The organism is Brevundimonas sp. GW821-FHT12E07 (assembly GCF_058807035.1).
This window is the reverse complement of the sequence record NZ_JBXAQH010000001.1, coordinates 1551763-1573745: the sequence shown is the minus strand read 5'-3', so window position 1 is coordinate 1573745 and position 21983 is coordinate 1551763. Positions and strand designations below refer to the sequence as shown.

The following is a 21983-nucleotide window of genomic DNA, read 5'->3' as shown; positions in this document are numbered from 1 at the left end:
CCGGAGAGAGCGGCGCGCCTTCCCTCCGAAACCCATCAAAGTCGATCAACCGAGCGCGCGCGTCGCCACCGGCTTGCGGCGCGGCCGCGCCCGCCCGACAAGCGGCGCCGCGGTCTCAAACGCCGGGACGGCGGTCGGCTCGGTCAGGGCCACCGAAGCGGGGACGGCGGCCGCGTCAGCCGAGATCGGGTCGGTATTGTTGGTTCCGACAAAGCCGAAGGCCGGGGCCTCCGCCGTACCCAAGAACCTATCGCCGTCGAAGACGTGAGCCGCCCTTGCGCCGGGGTGCGACCGCAGGACATCCTGCGCTTCGGCGAGGCTCGCCTCCGGCGCGTTCGCCGAGAGCAGGCTCATACCGACGGCGCCGTCCGGTCCGTGATCGATGAAGCAGAAAAGGATCATGGTTCGCCGCTCAGGACCGACGGTCGAGAAGCGCATGCACCTGCGGGTGCATGGACGCCGGAAACCGCTCGAGCGCCGCCGCGACCAGAGACTTCGCTTCGTCTTCGGTCATTTCCGCCTTGGCGACCCGCGCCTGGAGGTCTTCCAGAACGATGGCCAGGGCCAGTTCTCCATTGGCGTTATCCGGTGCAGTCGTTTCGGCGGTCATGTCGATCTCCCTTGTCGGACGGCTAATCCGTCCGGGCGGGATTGGTTTCTCCGTCCGAAATCGGACTCAGGGCTCACATCTGCAACATGATGAGCCGGCAGAAGGGTCAGGGCCCCGGCAAGCCTTTCGGATAACCGATCACACCGGACCCGGATCGGGCTTCGACCCTGGGCGGCGCATCACGCCGCCCGGTCGCGTTCGACGCCGGATAGGGTTCAGGTCGGATGCCAACGTCGCCCTACGCAGGAGGCGGCCGCCGCCACTCTCAGGCTGCCGCCCAGTAGGCGCGGCTCGCCGAACTTATCGGAGCGCCCGTGGCTGCGACGCGGTCATGGATAGCCTTTGCGAAGGTGTCGGCCGCAGCGTCGTCCACCAGAACGCGCAGGCTCCGGACGATACGCGTGATGCGCAGGTGGTTGTGGTCGGTCTCGCGGAGCCAATGATCGGTCTCCGCGTAAAAGCCCGACATCAGCGCCGAGGCTTCGGCGAGGTTTCGCTGCGCAGGTTCCGACCGATGGATCAGGGCGATGTCATCGATCGAGAGGATGGGCGATCCGGGGACCGCCGCACTGGGTTCCGGCAAGGGGAAAAGCCACTGAATGAAGTCGTGGAAGCGCTCCAGATCGGCAGGCGGGAGCCGAAGCACCTCGTCGATCATTCGCCCCGCGGCGTCCGGTCCGACGCCTTGAAGGAAGTCCGTAAGCTTGCTCATGATCGCGACAACGCGCTGAAGGGACGGCGGCTCCGTCTCGGGCCGGAACCAGGCTCACAGCCGCTGCAGGACCCTGAAGCGCGCCCGCGTGTGGGTGATGCGCTTCTCACGCTTAAGCCCGACCACGATACCGCAGACTGTCGTCCGCTGGATGCCCGTCAGTCGCGCCATCTCGGCCTGGCTCATGGGAAAGTCCAGGCCATGCCCATGCAGGCGATCAAGGGTCTCGATCAGGTTGGTGACCCGATCTCGAGCATTGCCGCAGGCATTGAAGGCCGCCGCCTGTCGCGCCTCGGCGAGACTTTCGGCCAGCCACCTCACGACCGCGTCGGTGAAGGACGACGACTGGGACAGAAGCTCCGTCACAGCGGCGCGGGACACTGCCCAGGCCTCGCCGCCGACCTCCACGAGGGCGCGACGGTTGGAGTGGTCGCCCTCAAGGCCCTCGGCCAATCCCACTGCGCCCTCGTCGCCGATCCACCCGCCAAGCACGAGAGGATCGCCGACCTCCATGCGAACCACCGCCGTCAGGGGAAACCAGATGATGTCGCCTGCGAGATCGAGACCTTGCCCTGCAGCGAGACGCACCCGTCTGCCCGGCGACGCCTCTGAACCCAAGGCCGACAGCAGGACATTCTCGCTCCGGAAAGCCACCTTTTGGCTTTCCGGGGTCATGCGGAATCGTCGCGCCGCAGCATGTCCACCTCCGCGGCGTCGAGGAAAATGCGCGCGCGTGAAGCGCTGGCGTGCTGGGCCATCAGACGACGGGCCTCGATGCGGGCGTCGTCGAGAGACGCCGCGTCGAGCGGTTCCATATGCGGCGTGTCGCTGCGGTCGGTATCCAGAAAGCAGAAGAAGGTCATGAGGCGCTCACGAGCCTGACAGGCGGGAGTGTGCGGCGTGCGATACTGATGTTTTCCGGCAGCGTGCACGAGAAATCCGCGGCACGCGATGCCTTGTCATAGGCGGGGGTCCGGGGCAGCGCCTTATCATATGTTAAGACCTGCGTCGTTTTTCGACACAGCTCTTGCGGCGTCACGGCAGGAGGACCCAGTCGGGATCACGCTGGTACGTGTGAGACGGCAGATTGGCCATGACACGGAGCCGGTCGATATCGGACAGCCGTATCATCCGGGCGGTCCGTTCGATGATTCCGGCATTGTCCATCTCGCGCAGCTTGCGGTTCACATGGACCGGCGACAGCCCCACCAGGTCGCCGATCTGATCCTGGGTCAGCGGCAGCTGGAACGCCCCATCAGTGACCAGACCCAGGGCTCCCAGCCGGTCGTGAAGATCGGTCAGCATGCCCGCAATCCGGGCCCCGCCCTCGCTCTGGCGGATGGCCAGGCTGTCCATCAGGGCGACCCGTTCCTTCTGGGCGCTCAGGAACAGAGAGCTGGCGATCCGGGGATAGCGGACGAACACGGACATCAGATCGGCGCGCGAGATTTTCCGGACAGCGACAGGCGTCACCGCCGTCAGGCAATCGGCGGCGCGGATGACACAGAGGCTGGCCGCGCCGACGAGATCGCGCGGCAGGTGGATCTTGATGATCTGCTGCTTGCCGGAGGTCAGGGGAATGGAGGCGGCGACCCAGCCTTCCACCAGAAGATAAAGATGGGTCGGCTCGGCGCCGTCGCGCCGCAGCACATGATCGCGCGGAAACTGCTGAATGGGTCCCAAGGCGCCCGAGAGCGCCTCTTCCTCCTCGGCCGTCAGGCGGAAAAACTCCCGGAATCGGTCCCCGAGAAGGTCTCCCGGAGGCACGTCGTACGCTGGCGATTCACCCATGTCATCGGGTTCGCCAATAACGGCGGCGCTTGCATTATCGTATGTTAAGCCGCGCCGGATTAGTTGCGGGAAACGCCTTGGATCAGGTCGCCTGCCCGGCTCGAGACATCGCTTTCACGCTCGCTGCGGATCAGATGCAGATAATCGGCTTCGAAGCCGGCCGCCTGTTTGAGTCCCGCCGCGTCCAGAACGGACACGACGCCGCGCTCGAAGGTGGCAAGGCCCTCGGACCTCATCTGCTCAAGGCTGCGATTGGCGTGGACGGGAGACATGCCGGCCGCGTCCGCGAGACCTTCCTGCGTCAGCGGAAGCGGATAGGCATTGTCGGCAGCCATACCGATGACGCGGTACCGGATCAGCAGTTCGTAAAAGAGATGCGCCAGCCGCTCAGGGGCCTCGCGCCGGCCCTGATCGACGATCCGGCTACGAAGCACGGCGGAATCCGTCATGGTGCTCCACCACAGGGCCATGGTCAGGGTGGACATCTCCGACAGCAGCTCGACGATGTCCGGAACCGGGATAAGCACGCACGTCGTGTCGGTCATGGCGACGATGTCGTGATCCATGCCCTCAAGGACGAAGACCTCCAGGTCGCAGAGATCCCCCGGGATCATGAAGGCGACGATCTGCCGCGTGCCGTCGCGCAAGGTCTTGGATCGCGTCGCAAACCCCTGGGTGATGAGATGAATCTGGCCCACCTTTTCACCCTCCGAGAGGATCATCTCCCCTGCGGCGAAGACTTCAGAGGGGTATCGCGACAGGGCGTCCACCCGAGGACATTCCGCGGCGCTGAACGCCGTGTACTGTTCCAGCTTCATTCTGAGGGAAGTCGTCATCCAGGAGATCCTGACGGCGCCAGTCGCCGTGACGTCTGGCCGATGGCGGAAGACCCTCAGCGGCGTCGACCCTACCAGTCTTCGGCCCTGCGCAGGAAAAATCTTCGGCGGCGGCAGCCCTGCCCCTCCCGGGTCCGTCGGTTTTCCGACACTGGAACGCCGCGGGCCGACGCGCCTTAATCGGGGAGAAAACCTGTGCGACAGTAGGTCAGGACCTTCACGCCGTGAGCTGGAAACCCCATCAAACTCTCATCCATGGCGCAGATAATGATCGCCGGGTCCCCGGGCCGCGTCACGCGGCTCCCGTGACGCCATGCCGGACGGCTTCACGGGGCCCACTCGCCACAAAGAGGCTGCGTCGGACGCATCTCGACGCGACGCGCCGCAGAGTCGGTTGGAAAGACCAGACGGCCTTGATCGCGCAAATCGACCTCACTTTCGAACTCGCCGGCCACCACACCCCGCTTCGTGACGCCCTGCTGTTGGAGCGCCGCGATTGAGCCGACCTGTCAATCCGCCTGAGGAGATCGGCCCGCGTGACGGAGCCCTTCCCGCCTATGTGGGGAACGGACTGATTGGACTGCGGGTGCGCGAGCAACCGCTGCAGCCCGGGATGGCGCTGGTCTCGGGCTTTGCGGGCGAACACCCAGAGCGCCGGATCGAGGCGGCGGCCTTCGCACCCTATCCGCTCGCCGCCGATATCGCCCTGAACGGCGTGTGGCTGAATGATCAGCCTTCCAGCGTATCCGACCTGCGCCAGGCCTATGATTTCGGCGCTGCGGAGCTGACCAGCCGCTTCCGCTACGCGGGAGGCGGGGTCACCGCGGAAGTCACCGTCGTGACCTTCGCCAGCCGTACCGCGCCCTCGATCGTCCTGCAGGAGGTCATGGTCCAGCCGGACCGGGCCTGCGATATCGGGTTGCGGGCGATCGTCGAGACCGCCGGGCTGCGGGGCCGGGTGCTGCGTCACCGCACCGGTACGCCAGGCGAAGCGGCGCCTGTCGGCGATGGCTCTCTGCTGTTTGAATCGGACGGCGGCCTGAGCCAGTGCGGCCTGGCCCTAGCCAGCGAGGTCCGGGGCGCACAACAGGTCGGGCGCGGCGTGTCGACCTGGGATGCGACGGGCCCTCTGCGCACGGACTATGTCACGCGCGGGCGCGCGGACCGGCCGACGCGTCTTCGTCAGATCGTCGCCCTGGTCCCCTCCGTTCTGCACGCTCGGCCCGATGAAGAAGCTGTACGCCGGCTGGCGCGCGCGCAGGAAACCGGATTCGACGTCTTGCGCGCCCGCAATCGTGAGACCTGGACCGACCTGTGGAACGGCCGCATCGTGGCACGCGGCGCGCCCGACCGCCATCAGGCCCTGATCGACGCCGCCTTCTATTATCTGAACAGTTCGGCTCATCCCGCGTCGCCGGCGGCCACCTCCATGTTTGGCCTCGCGACCTGGCACGACTACAACTACTACTTCGGTCACGTCATGTGGGACGTGGACGCCTTCTGCGTGCCGCCGCTGGTCCTGCTCCAGCCGGACGGGGCGCGGGCGATGCTGGATTTCCGTCGGCGGGGCGTCGAGGCGGCGCGGTCGAACGCGCGATTGTCCGGACGAAGAGGACTGCAGTTCCCGTGGGAAGCCGCGCCCTTGTCCGGCCAGGAGGCGGCGCCCGGCGGCGGCGCCTCAGCCGCACATGAAGACCACGGCACGCTTCATACCGCCCGAGCCTTCGCCCTCTTTGCCGACGCCACGGGAGACGCCGCGTGGCTGGAGCAGGAGGCCTGGCCGATCCTGGAAGGTGCCGCCGACTGGATTGTCAGCCGGGTCACGCGAACGGACCGGGGCCTGGAGATCAAACGGTCGACGGGACCTGCAGAGGTCCCGCAACCGCCGGACAATGACGCCTTCACCCTGATGGCGGCCGACCAGATCCTGAAACGCTCCATACGCGCAGCGGAGCAGCTCGCACGCCCTGCCCCTCGTGAATGGCTGGAGGCTTCAAAAGACCTCTATCTCCCGAGACGAACCGACGGGGTCATCGCCTCTCACGACGGCTTCCGCATCACCGAGGACAAGGGCGCAACCCCCTCTCCGCTCGCGGGCCTGTTTCCCTATGACTACCCCGCTTCCGACAGCGAGCGGCGGCAGACGCTGGAGTTCTACCTTAAACGCTGGCCGGACTACGTCGGCGCCCCGATGTTCCCCGCCCTCTACACCACCTGGGCGGCCATGACCGGCGACCGTGACCTGGCGTTGAAGCTGTTCGAAGAGGGCTACGCCGCCTACGACAGCGGCCGCTTTCATCAGTGTCTGGAGTATCGGCCCGATCACCCCGATAGCCAGGTGGCCGCCGGGCCTTTCTTCGCCAATCTGGGCGGGATGTTGATGGGACTGATGCTCGGCCTCACCGGCCTTGTCATTGATGACGGCGATCCTCGCCAGTGGCCTCGCCGGCCCGTCGTTCTGCCAAAGGGCTGGACGGCCCTGGAGATCGAACGCCTGTGGATCCGGGGCGAACCCTGGTCTCTCCAGGCGACCCACGGCGCCGATCGGGCGAGCCTTGCGCCTGTCTGGTCCGACGTACGCGCCTGTCAGAAGTGACCGGCCCGAGAAGCTTCCAGCCTTGCTGACGACGCCCGAGGGGCCGCCTGGCCCAACTTTTACACCAGCGCCGTCCGGCGCTGTCTCTTGGGACAGCCTGAGGCCGGGACAGGGTTCGTCCAGCGGCGGCGTCCGGACGTCATGTGTGGAAATCGATTCCATTCTCCCCCCACCGTAAGCGCCGGCCGGCCCAATCGTCCGGGCTGGATGGAGCCGCGGCCCCTTGAGCGCGCGACGCCGGGCGTCTCGCACCCGAGGGCGCGGAGGGTCGCTGATCCAATGTCGCCTTTTGAACAAAGGAACGCCTCCTCCCGAAGCGGCATTGATCGACAAAGGGAGACACACCATGCCGAGAGGCGACAAGTCGGCCTATACCGACAAACAGGAGCGCAAGGCGGACCATATCGCCGAGGGCTACGAAAAGCGGGGGGTCTCTGAAAAGGAGGCCGAGCGCCGCGCGTGGGCTACCGTCAACAAGGACGACGGCGGTGGCAAGAAGAGCGGCTCCGGCCGGGGCAGGTCCACCGGCCATCCGGCCGCCCATAAGGGCGGCCGCAAAGGCGGCGCCGCCTCCGCCTCACGTCCGAAGGCGGATCGGTCGGCGGCAGCCAAAAAGGGTTGGGAAACCCGACGCAAGAAGGCCGGCTGAATGACCGCCGCACCCTCGACCTCCGGCAAGACAGAAGCGCCCCGGTCCGACACCCCGGACGCTTTGGACGTCCAGGAAGAAGCCCGGGAACAGGCGCGTGTCGGCCGAGCCGTCAGAGGCGGAGCCTCGCCGACGCCGTCTGAGGACGCCGACGAGGCCCAGGAGAGCTAGCCCTCGCCCGAGCCGGGCTCGGCCTGTTTGCGGTGCATTTCAGCGAGCGCGCTCTGAGGCGTGACAGCGGCCATGGCCGCCTGGACCTTATTCATGACACCGGCAACGACGTCCCCGTCACCGCGCTGCATGGCGCGATAGCCGATCTCGGCGACCTTGGCGGGGTCCATCTTCTTGCCTTCGCCCACCGCAGTGTCTTCCATCCCCGCGCGGGCGAAGAACTCGGTGTCGGTCGGTCCGGGCATCAGGACCGTGACGCTGACGCCTGTGTCCTTAAGCTCATTGCGCAGGGCGAACGCGAAACTGTCCACATAGGCCTTTGAGGCGTTGTAGACGGCTTGGAAGCTGCCCGGCATCAGACCGGCAATCGAGCCGGTCAACAGGATCTGGCCCTTGCCCCGCGCCCGCATGTCGCGGCCGATCAGATACAGCAGCCGGGTCGTGCCGGTGATGTTCGTGTTGATGACATGCAGGATGTCCTCGAAGTCCTGATCGAGGAAGCCCTCCCCCAGGCCGTGACCGGCATTGGCCGCCAGGGCGTCGATCGGGCGGCCAGCGGTCAGGCCGTAGAGGGCTTGGACGCCCTCCGGCGTCGACAGGTCCGTCTGCAGGGTCTCGACCCGCGCGCCCAAGCCTTCGAAAGCCTGTTGCGCCTCGGCCAGCGGGGTGTCCGCCGCGACGATCAGATCGAAGCCGTCGGAGGCGAAAAGTCGGGCCAGCTCATAGCCGATCCCCGACGAGGCGCCTGTAACCAGGGCGAGCGGGCGCGCGGCTTGCGCCGACGTAAGTCCATAATCCGACATAAGAAATCTCCAGCGGGTTCGAAGCGGCGGTAATAGCCCGGACGACCGCAAGTTCCGTATGGCGGCGCTGGAACGGGCAGGACGCGGAGGGATTGGAGAGGCCAGTAGACGGAGAACGCCATGCCTTCCGAAGACCCGATTTCGACCGACGCCGAGGTCGCCTCCCCCGCCTTCATCGACAAGGACAATGTCGAGGGCGACCACGCGGCGACCAGCATCCGGGCGGCCATGATCAACCGCCCCCGGCGCGAGCTCTATGACTATTGGAGCGACATCACCAACCTGCCGAGTTTCATGGAGAACGTGAAGTCGGTCGAAATCCTGGAGGCCGGCCGGTCGCAATGGACGGTCGCGGGTCCGGGCGGGATGGACGTCGAACTGGTCTCCGAGATCACCGAGGACATTCCGGGCGAGCGGATCGCCTGGACCTCCAGCGAGGGTTCCGACGTCGACCACGAGGGCTGGATCGAGTTCCGCGACAACGCCTTCGGGCGCGGCACCGAGGTGCGGCTGTTCATCAGCTACGATCCACCCGCCGGCGCCATCGGCAAGGTCGTCGCCAAGGTCCTGCAGCGCGAGCCGCGCGTGCAGGCCCGGCGTGAGCTGCGCCGCTTCAAACAGCTGATGGAGACCGGCGAGGTCTCAACCTCAAGGGCGCCCGACGCCGCCCCCCGCGCCGACCGTCACCTCTGATCTCCGGCTCCGGCCGCCTCCCTCATTCCCCGAAGGATCTCGCATGCGCGCACTGACCTGGCACGGCAAACACAACGTCAAGGTGGACACGGTCCCCGACCCCAAGATCGTCAATCCCCGCGACGCCATCATCAAGGTCACGGCCACCGCCATCTGCGGCTCGGACCTGCACCTCTACGACAGCTACATCCCCGGCATGTCGAACGGCGACATCCTGGGCCATGAGTTCATGGGGATCGTCGAGGAAGTCGGGAAGGAAAACACGACGCTCAAGGTCGGCGACCGGGTCGTGGTGCCGTTCGTCATCGCCTGCGGCAAATGCTTCTTCTGCGACCACAAGATGCCGGCCGCCTGCGACAACTCCAATCCGGCCGAGAAGGCCGACGCTTCGGAGATCGCCTACGGCTACGCCATGACCGGCGCCTTTGGCTATTCGCACCTGACTGGCGGTTACGCCGGCGGCCAGGCCGAGTATGCGCGCGTCCCCTACTCCGACTATGGGCCGATCAGGATTCCGGACGGGATCTCCGACGAGCGGGTGCTATTCCTCTCCGACATCTTCCCCACCGGCTGGCAGGCCGCCGAGAACGCCCAAATCAAGCCCGGCGACACCGTGGCCATCTGGGGCTGTGGTCCGGTCGGCCTGTTCGCGATCAAATCGGCCCTGCTACAGGGCGCGGGTCGGGTCATCGCCATCGACCACCATCCGCGCCGACTGGAACTGGCCAGGGCCAATGGCGCCGAGGTGCTCAACTATCATGAGGTCAAGGTGCGCGAGGCCCTGACCGAGATGACGGCCGGCATCGGCCCCGACAGCTGTATCGACGCCGTCGGCTTGGAGGCGCACGGCTTCTCGCCCGACAATATCCTCGACGCGATCAAGACCAGCGTCCGTTTGGGCACCGACCGCGCCCACGTCCTGCGCGAGACGATCATGGCCGTGCGCAAGGGCGGGACCGTTTCGATCCCCGGCGTCTATGGCGGCTTCGCCGACAAGATCCCCGTCGGCGCCCTCATGGAGAAGGGGCTGACCATCAAGACCGGCCAGACCCATGTGCAGAACTATCTGCCCCAGCTGCTGCAGCTGATCCTCGATGGCAAGATCGACACCACCGACCTGATCTCGCACCGGCTGCCGCTGGAACAGGCCGCCGAGGGCTACAAGAACTTCAAGGAAAACCAGAACGAGTGGACCAAGGTCGTTCTGCTTCCGCACTGATCCCGGCGCGTCTGAGACCGGTTCCAGACACAGGAACCGTCTTGCAAGGACAAGGCTTCCCTTCCCACCAAGGAGCACGTCATGGATATTCCTGCGACACCCGACAACAGCCCGCGCCGGCGCGGCTTCGCCACCTTGACCCCGGAGAAACGACGTGAAATCGCCCGCCTGGGCGGAGCCGCTGTTCCAGACGAAAAGCGCGCCTTCGCCCAGAACCGCGACTTGGCCCGCGACGCGGGCCGCAAGGGGGGACAAAGGTCGGTTGAGGCCCGCAGACCGACGCCCGATCCGCTCGACGGCTCCCGCAAGCGCGCCGGTCCCGGGTCGGACGCCTGGCTGCGCGACCCCGACCATCCGGACAATCCCGCAGCGCGCAATATCACGCCCCCGGGCGCGCCGGGGACCGACGAAGGCACGCGGTAGGGCGCATCCCGGAGACCGCCTTGGGTCAGACTCTGAAGTGGGGGCCGGTGGCGTCTAACGCGGTGCATCTTTGTATCGACATGCAACGGATGTTCGCCGAGACGACGCCCTGGCAAACGCCTTGGATGGAGCGGGTCCTGCCGGTGATCGTGCGCCTCTGCGAGGCGAAGGCGGACCGCACCTGCTTCACCCGCTTTGTGCCCGCCAGATCCGCAGAGGCGGCGCCTGGCGCGTGGGCGCGGTACTGGGCGCGCTGGCCGGAGATGACGCTGGACCGGCTGGACCCGGACTTCGTCGAATTGGTCCCCGCTCTGGCCGCCTTCGTCCCGCCGGCCCGGGTCCTCGACAAGCGCATCTATTCGCCCTGGATCGAAACCGGCCTTGACGCCGCCTTGCGGGCGGGCGGCGTCGACACCGTGGTGGTGACCGGAGCAGAGACCGATGTCTGCGTGCTGGCCGCCGTCCTCGGCGCCATCGACCGCGGCTATCGCACTCTCGTGGTCACCGACGCCCTGTGCAGTTCGGCGGATTCCTCCCATGACGCCCTGATCGACCTCTACCACCAGCGCTATGGCGAGCAGATCGAAACTGTCGAGTGCGCGCAACTGCTCGAGGTCTGGACCTAGAAGGGGCCGATCTTCAGAGCGGCGCCAGAGCCCGCCGGCCGAGCCGCCCGGGTGGTCGGCTTGTCGCTCACCAAGGATGCGGCGCCGACCCGACAGACCCCGCCGCCTGCTGCCGGCGCCCGGGTCGTCCGCGACAGAGGCCGCGCCCCGAGGCGCGATCGGATGGCGGGCTTCGGGACTGTGGCTCCGGGGGCGTTCTTTGGGGCCGTCTTCAGTGTGCGCCCTTGGGAGGCAGGACGACGGTCCCGCGGCCTGAAGCGCTGTGCAAAGCCGTCGTGGCGCTGCCTCCCTTCCGCAGAGTGTGCGTGAAAGAGCGATGCGCCCGCGCCTCTCCTCACGCGTGGGCCCGACCGATGGCCATCCCTTCCGGCTCCCGTCCGAATATCCCTCGCCCGACCGGCGGCGGAAACACATCGGCACCCCGGGCAAAGCCTCGCTTATGCGGCCAACGCTGGAGCTGAACCGGGATCGACGGCGGCGAATGTCTGACAAGGCTCATCCGGGGGCGGGCCCTTTTGTCGCGGCCCCGTCAAGGAACAGCGACATCCCCGCTTCGCTTGGACGGGATGCGAGAAAACCTCCACAAGATCATGGTCTCCGCGGTCAACGCCCTGGGCCACCCCGCCAGCCTGATCGCCCTCGTCGTCAGCGCCCTCGTCTGGCGGCAGGTCGAACCGGAAAGCTTCGACCTCCATGCGGTGGCGACCCTGGTCGCCATCGCCATGACCCTGATCATTCAGAGGGGACAGAACCGCGACACCGCCGCCCTGCAGGCCAAGCTGGACGAACTGATCCATGCGACAGAGGGCGCCCGCGATGAAGTCGCAAACCTGGATGATGAGACCACCGACGCAATCAACGACATCCGCGAGGTCGGCCGACGGAGGTAAGTCGCCGCGCCATGCGTCCGGGAATGAGGCCGTCTCCTCCTGCGGCGTTGCGATATCCCTTGCCACCCCCCGCCGGTCAGGCCGTGAAAGTCGCCGCTTACTCGCCAATATGAGCCTGGATCAGAGTGTCTGGGCTCAAGCGCTCCCCGCGCGCCGGTTCGCCGCGTCGGTCCGCCATAGGCGAGCCGGCCCGTCTTCCGCGTGCTGCTCCGCCTTGCCGATCGACAGGCGCCGGTCCCCACGTTCGCACCTGCAGACGGCCTGGTGTTTTTCCGCCCCCGGCGTTCCAGACGGCGAGCGGGGTTTAAATGCGCGTCAGGAGGCTTATGACCAAGGAATGGACGACTGGTACATGGCAGGCCTGGACGATGATCTGCGTCCACGGATGTTTGACCTCCATTCAAGGGGCCAGCCGTTCGCCCTGGTCACCATCGTAGCGGCCGAAGGCGGCGGCCCGCGTGGCCTGGGGGCCCAGATGGTGGTCACGGCTTCCGACATGGCGGGCTTCCTGTCAGGCGGCTGCATAGAGGCCGATGTGGCTCTCCACGCCCGTGAAGCCCTGATTGACGGCGCGCCGAAACGCCTCGTCTACGGCCGCGGCAGCCCGTTCGTCGACGCCCGTCTGCCCTGTGGAGGCCGGCTGGAACTCCTCGTGGAGCGGATCATGCCGGACGATCCTGCGATCACCGATCTGAGACAGGCAGAAACCGAGCGTCGGGTCGTGACCCTGACCTCGGACGGCCGATCGCGCGGAGTGTTCGAAGGGGACCTTTGCGCCGCCGATCGCCTGCGCGCCTATCTGCCTTCGCAAAGGCTCGTCGTGGTCGGCGCCGACCCGTTCGCCCTGGCGATCGCCCAGCAGGGTCTGGCGCAGGGCTGGCGCGTCGCTATCCTGCGCCCGAACGGACCCGAGACCCCTCCCCCGCTACCGGTCGACTACCGACGTGACGCCGACGCCGCGGCGGCGCTGGAGTCTCTTGAACTTGATCCGTGGACGGCCGTCGCACTCGCGACCCATGACTCTGACCTTGATGACCAGGTTCTGCCTGCCGCCTTAGCCAGCAAGGCCGGATACGTCGGCCTGCTTGGATCGCGGCGTCGGCTGGCGGCCCGGCTCACGAAACTCTCCGAAGCCGGGCTGGAGGATGCGGTCATTGATCGGCTGTACGCCCCCATCGGCCTGAAGATCGCGGCCCGTTCGCCACAGGAGATCGCGACCGCGGTCATCGGCGAAATCATCGCGAGTCGCGTGTGACGGGCCGTCACGCGATCGTCCTCGCGGCCGGCGCGGGGACGCGGTTCGGCGGCGGCAAGCTGCTGGCCGACTGGCGTGGGCGCCCCTTGATCCTGGGGGCGGTCGATGCGGCGCTCGCGGCCCGGGTCGATCGGGTGACGGTCGTGCTCGGGTCGGACGCCGAAGCCGTTGAGGCGGCGCTGGCGCCAATGCCCGATAGCCGATTGGCGATCATCGTCGCCCCGGATTGGTCCGACGGCCTGTCAACCTCGCTGAGAGCGGGCGTCGAGGCCTTGCCTCCGGGCGCCGAGGCCGCGGCGATCTTCCTCGGCGATATGCCCTTGGTCTCCGCCGCCGAAGCCGACGCCTTGCTCGACGCCGTGCAGGCCGGAGCGTCGGCTGCCCGGTTGTCGCACCCCGATGGGCCGGCGCATCCCACGGCCTTCGGCCGGTCGGTCTTTGCGCGCCTGAGAGCGATTACCGGCGACAAGGGCGCCAAGGACCTGCTGGCCGACCTCGGGGACGCCGTTGCCCTGATCCCCTCGACCAATCCCGGCGCCACCCTGGACGTGGATACGCCGTCCGACCTGCAGCGCTCGCGCTCTTCCTGAGACGCGATTTCCGCCGGCCGCCTTCAGCCTCCGGTCATCGACATCGGACGCGCCACAGCCGGCGCGGCCCCCGGTCGGTCGATGCGGAAGTCGTGCCCCCTGGGTTTTTGGTCCACCGCGGCGCGAATGGCCTCGATCAGAGGCGCGTCGTCGTCGGGCGAGCCGCGCAGGACCGCTCGCAGGTCGGCCTCGTCCTCCTGACCCAGGCACTGGAACAACTGGCCGGTGCAGGTGACCCGGACACGGTTGCAGCTTTCGCAGAAGCTGTGGCTCAGCGGGGTGATGAAGCCCAGTAAGCCTTCGGTCTCCTCGACCCTCGCATAGCGGGCCGGGCCGCCGGTGCGTTTGGCCAGGGGCGTCAGGGTCCAGCGGGCTTCGAGATCTTCGCGCACGTCGCGCAGGGACAGATACTGGTCCGTGCGGTCCTGTTCGACCTCGCCGAGCGGCATGGTCTCGATCAGGGTCAGTCCCATGCCCAGGCCGTGGGCCCAGGCGATCATGCCGGGCAGATCGGCCGCGTTGTCGGACTTCAGGGCGACCGTGTTGATCTTGACCTCGAGACCCGCCTCACGCGCGGCGGCCAGACCGTCCATCACCCTGCCGAGGTCGCCACCGCGGGTGATGCGGTGGTAGGCGTCCGGATCCAGCGTATCCAGCGAGACATTGATCCGCCGTACGCCGTGGCGCGCGAGGGCCTCGGCGTGCTGGGCCAGCAGCGTCCCGTTGGTGGTCAGGGTCAGTTCCTCGAGCGCCCCCGATCTCAGGTGGCGCGACAGCCCCTCGACCAGATCGATAAAGCCCTTGCGCACCAAAGGCTCGCCTCCGGTCAGGCGGATCCGACGTGTCCCGAGACCGATGAAGGCCGAGCACAGCCGGTCCAGTTCGTCGAGGCTCAGCACCTCGGCGCGCGGCAGGAAGGTCTGGCGCTCGGCCATGCAGTAGACGCAACGCAGGTCGCAGCGGTCGGTCACCGACACGCGCACATAGTCAATCCGCCGCCCGAACGGATCGATCAAGGGCGGAACGCTGGCCTGGGACCGGACGTGATAGGCGGCATAGACCGTGGTCATGCGCCAGCGTCACACAAGGGCGGGCAGCCGGTCGAGGTGTTTGTCCAGGGTGACCGGATACTGACGCACCCGCACGCCGGTGGCGTTGTAGACCGCATTGGCCACCGCCGCCCCGACGCCGCACAGACCCAATTCCCCCACGCCCTTGGCCTTCATCGGCGAGGTCTTGTCGTCAGCCTCCTCAAGGAAGACGACCTCCTGGTGCGGGATGTCGGCGTGGACCGGCACTTCGTATCCGGCCAGGTCGTGATTGACGAAGAAGCCCAGACGCTTGTCGACCGCGAGCTCCTCCATGAGGGCGCCGCCCACGCCCATGGTCATGGCGCCGATCACCTGGCTGCGTGCGGTCACGGGATTGAGAATCCGGCCGGCGGCGCAGACAGCCAGCATCCGGCGCACCTTCGTCTGGCCCGTGTAACTGTCCACGGCGGCCTCGACGAAATGGGCGGCGAAAGTCGACTGCTGATATTTCTTGGCCAGATCGCCGTATTCCATCGTGTCCTCGGCGACGATCTCGCCTGACCGCGCGGCCTCGCCCAGCCTGACGGAGCGCCGACCATCACGGACCCGGCCGTTCTCGAACACCGCGGTCTCCGGATTGTAGCCCAGACGTTCGGCCACGGCGCGGCGCAGCTTCATCGCCGCCGCATAGACCCCGGCCGTGGAACTGTTGGCGCCCCACTGCCCTCCGGAGCCGGCGGCGGCGGGTAGCGCGGAATCGCCCAGGATCACCGTCACCTGGTCGAGGTCCACGCCCAGCATCTCGGCCGCGGTCTGGGCCATGATGGTGTAGGTCCCGGTGCCGATGTCGGTCATGTCGGTCTCGACGGTCACCCGTCCGTCCGCATTGAGCCGGACCCGAGCCGCGGACTTCATGTTCATATTGTTGCGGAAGCCCGCGGCCACGCCCATGCCGACCATCCAACGCCCGTCGCGCACCGCGCCCGGGCTGGCGTTGCGGCGGTCCCAGCCGAACCGGTCCGCGCCCTCCTCCAGACACCGGATTAGCTGCCGCTGCGAATAGGGCCGATCCGGGTGCATTGGATCGACCTGGGTGTCGTTGAGGATGCGGAAACGCACCGGGTCCATGCCGAGCTTCTCGGCCATCTCGTCCATCGCGATCTCGAGCGCCATAAGGCCCGGCGCCTCACCTGGCGCACGCATCGCATTGCCTTCGGGCAGGTCCAGCTCGGCCAGCCGCAGCCGGGTGACGATGGCCGGGCTGGCGTACATGAGATTGGTCTGGGCCGTCGCCGTCTCCGGTCCGCCGCCCGGCAGGTCGCCGCTTAGGCTCTCGTGGGACAGGGCGACGATCTTGCCGTCACGCCCCGCGCCGATGCGGATGTGCTGGTGCGTCGCTGGACGATGGGTGGTGTTGTTGGCCATCAAGGGCCGCTGAAGCGCGATCTTGACCGGCCGCCCGACCTGTTTGGCCGCCAAGGCCGCCAGGATGATGTCGGCGCGCAGAAACAGCTTTCCGCCGAAGCCGCCGCCGATGTAGGGCGACGAAATCCGCACCTTCTCCGGCGGGATGCCGAGCGTCTTCGCTACATCGCCCTTGCCCCAGGCGATCATCTGGTTGGACGTCCAGACGAACAGCTGATCGCCGTCCCAGCGCGCGATGGACGCGTGGGGCTCCATCATGGCGTGGCTCTGGTCCGGGGTTTCGTAATGTTCGTCGAGCGTCACCGGCGCGGCGGCGAAGGCGGTCGCGAAGTCGCCATGGCTCTTGTCGGCATTGTCGCCTTCCGGCTCCTTTGCGCCGGCCCGTCGCGCCTCGAGATCGAAGCGGCCCTGTTCTCGGGCATAACTGACCTTCACCAGCCCCGCGGCGGCGCGGGCCTGTTCGAAGGTGTCCGCCACCACCACCGCGATGGCCTGGTGGTAGTGCTGGATGTCAGGGCCGCCCAGAAGTTTGGCGGTGTTGTTGTCGCCCTTGCCCAGAGGCCCCGCGTTCTCCGCGGTCACAATGCCCCGCACGCCCGGCGCGGCGCGGGCGGCGGCAAGGTCTATCGACCGGATCCGGCCCTTGGCGATGCCGGAGCCCACGACATAGCCGTAGACGACATTCTCCTCGCGATGCTCGTAGGCGTAGGGCGCACGACCGGTGGTCTTCAGCGGGCCATCGATACGGGGCGTGGCCCGGCCTACCACCCGCATCTGATCGATCGGATTGGGCCCGGCAGGTTGATCGAACTTCATGCCCGGGCCTCAGCCAGAACCCCGGCCAACGTCCGCTGAGCCAGGGTCACCTTGAACGCATTGTCCTCGCGGGTGCGCGCGCCGGCGAAGGCGGCGGTCGCGACGGCCTCGGCGCCGCCCGGCATCGCCGCATCCGCCGCTTCAACCCGCCAGGGCCTGGGCGCCACGCCGCCGAACGCCACCCGACCGGAGCCGTCCGGCTGGATCACCGCGGCCACCGAAACCAGGGCGAAGGCGTAGGACTGGCGGTCCCGGACCTTGTGATAGACCTGCTTGCCGCCGATGGGTCGGGGCAGGATCACCGCCGTGATCATCTCGCCCGGCTCCAGATGGGTCTCGCGGTGAGGCGTATCGCCGGGCAGGCGGTGCAGATCGGCGACCGGCAGGCTGCGGGTCTGGCCGGCGGGGGTGACCGTCTCGACCGAGGCGTCGAGCAGGCGCATGGCTACGGCCATATCGCTGGGGTGGGTGGCGATGCAGCTGTCGCTGACCCCGATGACGCCGAGTTGCCGCGTCACGCCGCCGATGGCCGAACAGCCCGAGCCGGGATCGCGCTTGTTGCAGGCCTAGTTGGGGTCGTAGAAATAGGGGCACCGGGTCCGTTGCAGCAGATTGCCGCCGGTCGTCGCCTTGTTGCGCAGCTGGCCGGAGGCGCCCGCCACGATGGCGCGGGTCAACACCCCGTAGTCCCGGCGCACCCGGCGATCGCTGGCAAGAGCCGTGTTCGAGACCAGGGTCCCGATCCGCAGTCCGCCGTCGGCCGTCTCCTCGATCCTGTCCAGACCGGTGTCCTGGACGTCGACCAGATGGGTCGGCGTCTCGATCTCGAGCTTCATCAGATCGAGCAGATTGGTGCCGCCGGCGATGAATTTGGCGCCTGGCCGGGCCGCGACGACGGCGGCGGCCTCAACCGGCGTCCGCGCGCGCTCATAGGTGAAGGCCTTCATGCCCGCGCTCCCGCTACCTCGGCCATGGCCTCGGCGATGTTGGAATAGGCGCCGCAACGGCAGATGTTGCCGCTCATCCGTTCGCGCATCTCCTCGGTCGACATCTCGGGGCGGCCGGAAACGTCGTCCTGGACGTGGCTCGGAATGCCGGCGCGGATTTCATCCAGCACGGCCACGGCCGAGCAGATCTGGCCGGGCGTGCAATAGCCACACTGATAGCCGTCGTGTTTGACAAAGGCGGCCTGCATCGGGTGCATCCGCTCGGGCGAGCCCAGTCCCTCGATCGTGGTGACCTGATCGCCGGTGTGCATCACCGCCAGCGACAGGCAGGCGTTGATCCGCTGGCCATTTACGAGAACGGTGCAGGCTCCGCACTGGCCGTGGTCACAGCCCTTCTTCGTCCCCGTGAGGTGCAGGTGCTCCCGCAGCAGGTCGAGAAGGGTCGTACGGGTATCGAGGTCCTGCGCCACCTCTCGACCGTTGACGGTAAGCCTCACAGGCGCGGTGCTCGGCGCGGGTTCGGGCGCAGGGGTTTCGGCGGCTTGCGCCGGCAGAGCCATCAAGGCCGCCCCTCCTGCGCTTCCCAGCAACAGCCCGCGCCGCGATGGGCTCGTCTCAATCACGTCGATCACCACGCGCTCCGTTCCCGATCGGCGAGCGCAAGCCTGCGATCCCTCGCCGATCGACGGAACCGCCCTGAGAGAACCCGCAGCGACGCTTGATGTTCCTGGAGCCGAGGGTGACCGAACGGGTCACGGTGAACCGCCGCCAACGCGGGGAGGCGCCGGGCGTATTCCGGCGCCCCCATGCCGATCCAGCGTCTGGCTAGGCGTGCTCGAAATCCGGCGTGCGCGCGTCGGGAATCGGCAAGAGGTTCGGCGGGGCGTCGGGATCCACCGGCGGCAGGCAGATGAAGCGCGCTTCGGTCGCGCTGTTGCGTAGCCTGAGATGGAGTTTGACGGGCTCTCCGAGCCTGGCCAGCCTCAAAGCGAGGGTTCTGGCGGCGTCCTCGGCGGCGCTCCCGCTCCTGAACACCATTGCATTGTCCATGATGTCGCTGCGCACGGCCCAGCCGCCTGACAGGGGTTCAACGACGATCTTTTCCATAAGGTCCTCCGCTGAAGAGCCGGCGGGGGGGGGTCTGCCCGCCGGACAGTCGCGATTTTGGAAATGCTGGCGGGGTCGTCAAGATGTTCGTCTCATCGCCGAGGGGCCGTCTCTTCCGGTCCGACCTGCGACCGCGCGCACGCCGAGCGCCGTCAGCGTCGGAGAGCCTCGCGACCCGCTATCAGGCCCATGCGGCCGGAAAGGGCCTCGCAGGGCCGGTCAGGATGCCGGCGCCAGATCACGATAGGGTTCGCCGCGTTCGCCGGCTTCAGCACGGGTCAGGACGCCGGTCGTCAAGGTCGCCCCGATCGCGACCTTGATGTCCCGGATACGGATGCCGTCGACGAGCGTCTTCGGCCGCGCTGCTCCCTCGTGAAGGCTTGTGATCCAGTCATCGGTCTGGATGGTGATCAGCCCAGGCATGCCTCCCGGATCACCGCCAGCCTTCAAGCGCTGGTCTTCCAGACGTTGATCGAGTTCTGCGGGCGTCATCGGGCGACGTCTAACTGAGTCGCTCAGCTCCGTCCGCCGCAGACCTGAGAGCCCACCAGCGACTACGCCTGTGCAGGGTCCGAACAGGGCGGCTTGAGCAGACGGCCCAGCAACGCCAAGAGGACGACCTCGTGAGGCGCCTGAACAGTCGACCCAAGGCCCGGGCCGGCGTGATCGACAATCACCCGGCCGCAACTCGCGCCTCTGGGCGGCAACCGGCCGCAGCCGCTTTTTCGCGGAGTTCTCTGAGGTGACCATCCACCGGCGCCGTCATCTCGGCGGGTGGCTCACACCACCCGAGCGGCCGACCTCGGGGGAGACGGCCGGATCTGCATGGATCGACGGCTCGGCGTGGGGCGCCGGGCCGTTTCTGCCTCCTGAGGCTTCACCGTTACGTACCGCTCCGAAAGACCCCATGGCGCTCAGGTCGAAAAGTCTGAGGGTGGTGTCGCGGTCGAAGCCCCACGACGATCCGCCGCGGCCCGCGCCGAACCATCCCTTGCCTCGGCGCGGGCCGCTTCTATCCGGGGCCCACAGATCTTAGAAAAGCGCGCCGCAAGGATCTGCTGCCAGGTTTGCTAACACCAGGACGGGCTGTCCTCGCCGGAATCAAGGCGCCCGGCCTATCGGGCAGCGTCGTCGCCTTCGAGCCGGGCTGCCCGTCCAGCGGTCAAAGGAACCCCATGGACACGCCAGCACGTCATCCCTGTGGCGGTGCAGCCCCAAACGCGCCCGATGTTGATAAAGGTCGGTCACCAGAAGTGTCAGGCCGCCTCTTCCAGCGCATAGAGGCGACAGTGTTCCAGATAGGCGGCCTCATGGAGGCCTATCAACTCGACGACGCTGGACCAGAGCCATGACGGCGCATCCAGCGTCGCCGTCTGATCCCGCACCAGACGCCGACCCCACGCCCTGCGATCTCCAGCCTCCATCTGCCGCCCATGCGCGCGTCCCACCACTCCGCCGAGATAGCGCGCCAGGGCCGCGGCCTCCGCGGGTCGGGTGCGGGTCATCTCGATCTTGAGATCCTGCGGCGCGAGCTCTCGCAACACCACCGCCTTGCCAGCCATCCGACCCGCGACCATTCGTTCGCCGAGGTGAGGCGACAATGCCTTCGCTCCAGCAAGGACCCGCTCGGCATTGTCGCGCGGCATGGTCGCCCCCGGCGCGCGCGGCGCGGCCGCAGCCGCTGCTTCCTTGATGTCGACCAGGGCGAATGAGGGATGGTGAGATCCGACCCGGACCAGGGCGGCGTAGCGGAGTCGGCCGAGAGAGCTGCACCCCTTCATCCAGTAGGCCGCGTCTGCAAGCGCCACCTTGCGATTGGGCTTTTCCTTGCCGGAGCGCTGCTCGAGCCGGATGAGCATAGCGCGCGCATCCGCCGTCCCAATAAGACCCTCAAGGTCGCGGCGTTCGCTGTCCGCCAACCGCCAGAAGCGTTTGCCCAGCGGAATTTCGGGGTGATCGCCCGAGAGGCGTTCTTGGGAGAGTTGCGGCCACCGGCGTCGGAGGGACTGCTTGAGCAGGGTCTGGATCGCCTTGGGCCGGCTGGAAGCGTCTTGGGCATCGAAGTCGTCTGTCAGGCCATCCTGATAGCCCAGCATGAGATGCTCCAGCATACGGGCGGTTGCGACCCCGGGAAGGTCGGAGCTTCGAGCGGCGGAAGCGAGCGACAGCCCCAGCCGGATGATGTCATGAGCGGGATTGCCGATCACCGTCTGGTCCAGATCCCGGATCTGGATTTCGACACGTCCCTTGACGTCGGCCAGCGGCCCCAGGTTGCCGAGATGGCAATCGCCGCAGATCCAGACCGGCGGCGCATCCGGAACCGACGCCGGCGAAGCCTCCAGCCATGCGTAGAACTGACGCGTACTGCCCCGCACATAGGCGTGGGCGGAGCGGGCCATCTTGAGACGACGCGTGAGGTTTAGAACGGCAGACCGGTCCGAGTGGGTCGGCGAACGCTGGGGACGTTGCGGCATGGAGCTCCCGATCGCCGCCCCTTTCAGGTTTGGCCAGAATGCGTGTCAACAGATCGAGGTCAGCCTCGCCTGCATCGCAGACTGTCGCGCCCCCCTGCGCCTTGCAGTAGGGCGGCTAACGCATCATGCGGCGGAAGGTCGCAATATTCCTGCGTAGCGCGGCTTATGATCGTCAAACAGGATTGGAGACCTCCCCGGCCGGAATGCCTCGGCAGGCGACCCGGCTGCAGCGATCGCGGCAAGCGTGGACAGCTGAGCGGCGTCGCGGCCCTGTGAACCCGAATCGCACTCGCGGCGTTGGAGAGGCCCATCAGGAGGA

24 protein-coding genes and 2 pseudogenes are annotated in these 21983 nt (G+C 67.4%); 10 read left to right on the top strand and 16 right to left on the bottom strand.

Translation table 11 applies throughout. The annotated features are described in order from the left end of the window. Positions 1 to 45 precede the first annotated feature (45 nt). The 7 genes from AC1ROD_RS07350 to AC1ROD_RS07320 form a co-directional block, all read right to left on the bottom strand. Positions 46 to 438 carry a hypothetical protein gene (locus AC1ROD_RS07350; RefSeq protein ID WP_492947587.1) on the bottom strand — a complete coding sequence of 131 codons (393 nt, stop codon included), beginning with the start codon at positions 436 to 438 and terminating at the stop codon, positions 46 to 48. Further along, on the bottom strand, positions 413 to 610 hold the full coding sequence (locus AC1ROD_RS07345; protein WP_492947586.1) for a hypothetical protein: 198 nt from the start codon (positions 608 to 610) through the stop codon (positions 413 to 415). Before AC1ROD_RS07345 ends, AC1ROD_RS07350 begins: the two co-directional genes overlap by 26 nt. A 265-nt stretch (positions 611 to 875) precedes the next feature. Then, positions 876 to 1268 carry an opioid growth factor receptor-related protein gene (locus AC1ROD_RS07340; protein ID WP_492947585.1) on the bottom strand — a complete coding sequence of 131 codons (393 nt, stop codon included), beginning with the start codon at positions 1266 to 1268 and terminating at the stop codon, positions 876 to 878. 108 nt (positions 1269 to 1376) lie between these two features. Next, positions 1377 to 1997, bottom strand: coding sequence for a Crp/Fnr family transcriptional regulator (locus tag AC1ROD_RS07335; protein ID WP_492947584.1), 621 nt, complete (start codon positions 1995 to 1997; stop codon positions 1377 to 1379). Beyond that, complete coding sequence (locus AC1ROD_RS07330; protein ID WP_492947583.1) at positions 1994 to 2185, bottom strand: hypothetical protein; 192 nt, start codon at positions 2183 to 2185, stop codon at positions 1994 to 1996. The genes AC1ROD_RS07335 and AC1ROD_RS07330 overlap by 4 nt, the downstream gene beginning before the upstream one ends. A gap of 172 nt (positions 2186 to 2357) precedes the next feature. Continuing rightward, the gene (locus tag AC1ROD_RS07325; protein WP_492947582.1) at positions 2358 to 3113 is read right to left on the bottom strand and encodes a Crp/Fnr family transcriptional regulator; all 756 of its coding nucleotides are present in this window, start codon (positions 3111 to 3113) and stop codon (positions 2358 to 2360) included. Positions 3114 to 3172: 59 nt separating this feature from the next. Continuing rightward, a complete protein-coding gene (locus AC1ROD_RS07320; protein WP_492947581.1) occupies positions 3173 to 3949 on the bottom strand; it encodes a Crp/Fnr family transcriptional regulator in 777 nt (258 codons plus the stop codon). A gap of 496 nt (positions 3950 to 4445) precedes the next feature. Between AC1ROD_RS07320 and AC1ROD_RS07315 the strand changes: the two genes are divergently transcribed. From AC1ROD_RS07315 to AC1ROD_RS07305, 3 genes are all read left to right on the top strand, one after another. Continuing rightward, positions 4446 to 6545, top strand: a complete 2100-nt coding sequence (locus AC1ROD_RS07315; protein ID WP_492947580.1) for a glycoside hydrolase family 65 protein — start codon at positions 4446 to 4448, stop codon at positions 6543 to 6545. A gap of 322 nt (positions 6546 to 6867) precedes the next feature. Beyond that, a complete protein-coding gene (locus AC1ROD_RS07310; protein WP_492947579.1) occupies positions 6868 to 7194 on the top strand; it encodes a plasmid stabilization protein in 327 nt (108 codons plus the stop codon). Further along, positions 7195 to 7365 (top strand): hypothetical protein, encoded by a 171-nt coding sequence (locus tag AC1ROD_RS07305; RefSeq protein WP_492947578.1) that lies wholly within the window; start codon positions 7195 to 7197, stop codon positions 7363 to 7365. Here AC1ROD_RS07305 and AC1ROD_RS07300 read toward each other — a convergent pair. Beyond that, positions 7362 to 8168: an SDR family NAD(P)-dependent oxidoreductase gene (locus AC1ROD_RS07300; RefSeq protein WP_492947577.1), complete on the bottom strand. Its 807-nt coding sequence runs from the start codon at positions 8166 to 8168 to the stop codon at positions 7362 to 7364. The two genes, AC1ROD_RS07305 and AC1ROD_RS07300, sit on opposite strands and share 4 nt — an antisense overlap. Before the next feature lie 120 nt (positions 8169 to 8288). Here AC1ROD_RS07300 and AC1ROD_RS07295 point away from each other — a divergent pair, with 120 nt between their 5' ends. The 7 genes and pseudogenes from AC1ROD_RS07295 (at position 8289) to AC1ROD_RS07265 (ending at position 13864) form a co-directional block, all read left to right on the top strand. Further along, positions 8289 to 8861 (top strand): SRPBCC family protein, encoded by a 573-nt coding sequence (locus AC1ROD_RS07295; protein WP_492947576.1) that lies wholly within the window; start codon positions 8289 to 8291, stop codon positions 8859 to 8861. A 43-nt stretch (positions 8862 to 8904) separates the two neighbouring features. Further along, positions 8905 to 10080 (top strand): zinc-dependent alcohol dehydrogenase, encoded by a 1176-nt coding sequence (locus AC1ROD_RS07290; RefSeq protein WP_492947575.1) that lies wholly within the window; start codon positions 8905 to 8907, stop codon positions 10078 to 10080. Positions 10081 to 10161: 81 nt separating this feature from the next. Next, a pseudogene (locus tag AC1ROD_RS07285) lies at positions 10162 to 10341 on the top strand (con-10 family general stress protein); the annotation flags it as partial. A 182-nt stretch (positions 10342 to 10523) separates the two neighbouring features. Further along, entirely contained in the window at positions 10524 to 11129 is a 606-nt protein-coding gene (locus AC1ROD_RS07280; protein ID WP_492947574.1) for a cysteine hydrolase family protein, read from the top strand. Between the two features lie 590 nt (positions 11130 to 11719). Further along, positions 11720 to 12019 (top strand): low affinity iron permease family protein, encoded by a 300-nt coding sequence (locus tag AC1ROD_RS07275; protein WP_492947573.1) that lies wholly within the window; start codon positions 11720 to 11722, stop codon positions 12017 to 12019. 337 nt (positions 12020 to 12356) lie between these two features. Continuing rightward, on the top strand, positions 12357 to 13274 hold the full coding sequence (locus tag AC1ROD_RS07270; protein ID WP_492947572.1) for an XdhC family protein: 918 nt from the start codon (positions 12357 to 12359) through the stop codon (positions 13272 to 13274). Next, positions 13271 to 13864, top strand: a complete 594-nt coding sequence (locus AC1ROD_RS07265; RefSeq protein WP_492947571.1) for a nucleotidyltransferase family protein — start codon at positions 13271 to 13273, stop codon at positions 13862 to 13864. Before AC1ROD_RS07270 ends, AC1ROD_RS07265 begins: the two co-directional genes overlap by 4 nt. A 23-nt stretch (positions 13865 to 13887) precedes the next feature. Here the strand turns inward: AC1ROD_RS07265 and moaA are convergent, their stop codons facing one another. The 8 genes and pseudogenes from moaA to AC1ROD_RS07225 all read right to left on the bottom strand — a co-directional run bounded on the left by moaA (position 13888) and on the right by AC1ROD_RS07225 (position 21664). After that, the gene (moaA, locus tag AC1ROD_RS07260; RefSeq protein WP_492947570.1) at positions 13888 to 14934 is read right to left on the bottom strand and encodes a GTP 3',8-cyclase MoaA; all 1047 of its coding nucleotides are present in this window, start codon (positions 14932 to 14934) and stop codon (positions 13888 to 13890) included. A 9-nt stretch (positions 14935 to 14943) separates the two neighbouring features. Continuing rightward, positions 14944 to 17136, bottom strand: coding sequence for an aldehyde oxidoreductase molybdenum-binding subunit PaoC (gene paoC, locus AC1ROD_RS07255; RefSeq protein WP_492947569.1), 2193 nt, complete (start codon positions 17134 to 17136; stop codon positions 14944 to 14946). Beyond that, the gene (locus AC1ROD_RS07250) at positions 17133 to 17450 is read right to left on the bottom strand and encodes an FAD binding domain-containing protein (protein ID WP_492947747.1); all 318 of its coding nucleotides are present in this window, start codon (positions 17448 to 17450) and stop codon (positions 17133 to 17135) included. The genes paoC and AC1ROD_RS07250 overlap by 4 nt, the downstream gene beginning before the upstream one ends. Next, a pseudogene (locus AC1ROD_RS07245) lies at positions 17433 to 18083 on the bottom strand (FAD binding domain-containing protein); the annotation flags it as partial. The pseudogene AC1ROD_RS07245 and the gene AC1ROD_RS07250, both read right to left, overlap by 18 nt. Continuing rightward, positions 18080 to 18706, bottom strand: a complete 627-nt coding sequence (gene paoA / locus AC1ROD_RS07240) for an aldehyde dehydrogenase iron-sulfur subunit PaoA (RefSeq protein WP_492947746.1) — start codon at positions 18704 to 18706, stop codon at positions 18080 to 18082. The gene paoA and the pseudogene AC1ROD_RS07245, both read right to left, overlap by 4 nt. Before the next feature lie 202 nt (positions 18707 to 18908). Continuing rightward, positions 18909 to 19190 carry a hypothetical protein gene (locus tag AC1ROD_RS07235; RefSeq protein ID WP_492947568.1) on the bottom strand — a complete coding sequence of 94 codons (282 nt, stop codon included), beginning with the start codon at positions 19188 to 19190 and terminating at the stop codon, positions 18909 to 18911. Between the two features lie 219 nt (positions 19191 to 19409). Beyond that, complete coding sequence (locus AC1ROD_RS07230) at positions 19410 to 19682, bottom strand: hypothetical protein (protein ID WP_492947567.1); 273 nt, start codon at positions 19680 to 19682, stop codon at positions 19410 to 19412. A gap of 764 nt (positions 19683 to 20446) precedes the next feature. Continuing rightward, entirely contained in the window at positions 20447 to 21664 is a 1218-nt protein-coding gene (locus AC1ROD_RS07225; protein ID WP_492947566.1) for a DUF2252 family protein, read from the bottom strand. Between the last annotated feature and the right edge of the window lie 319 nt (positions 21665 to 21983).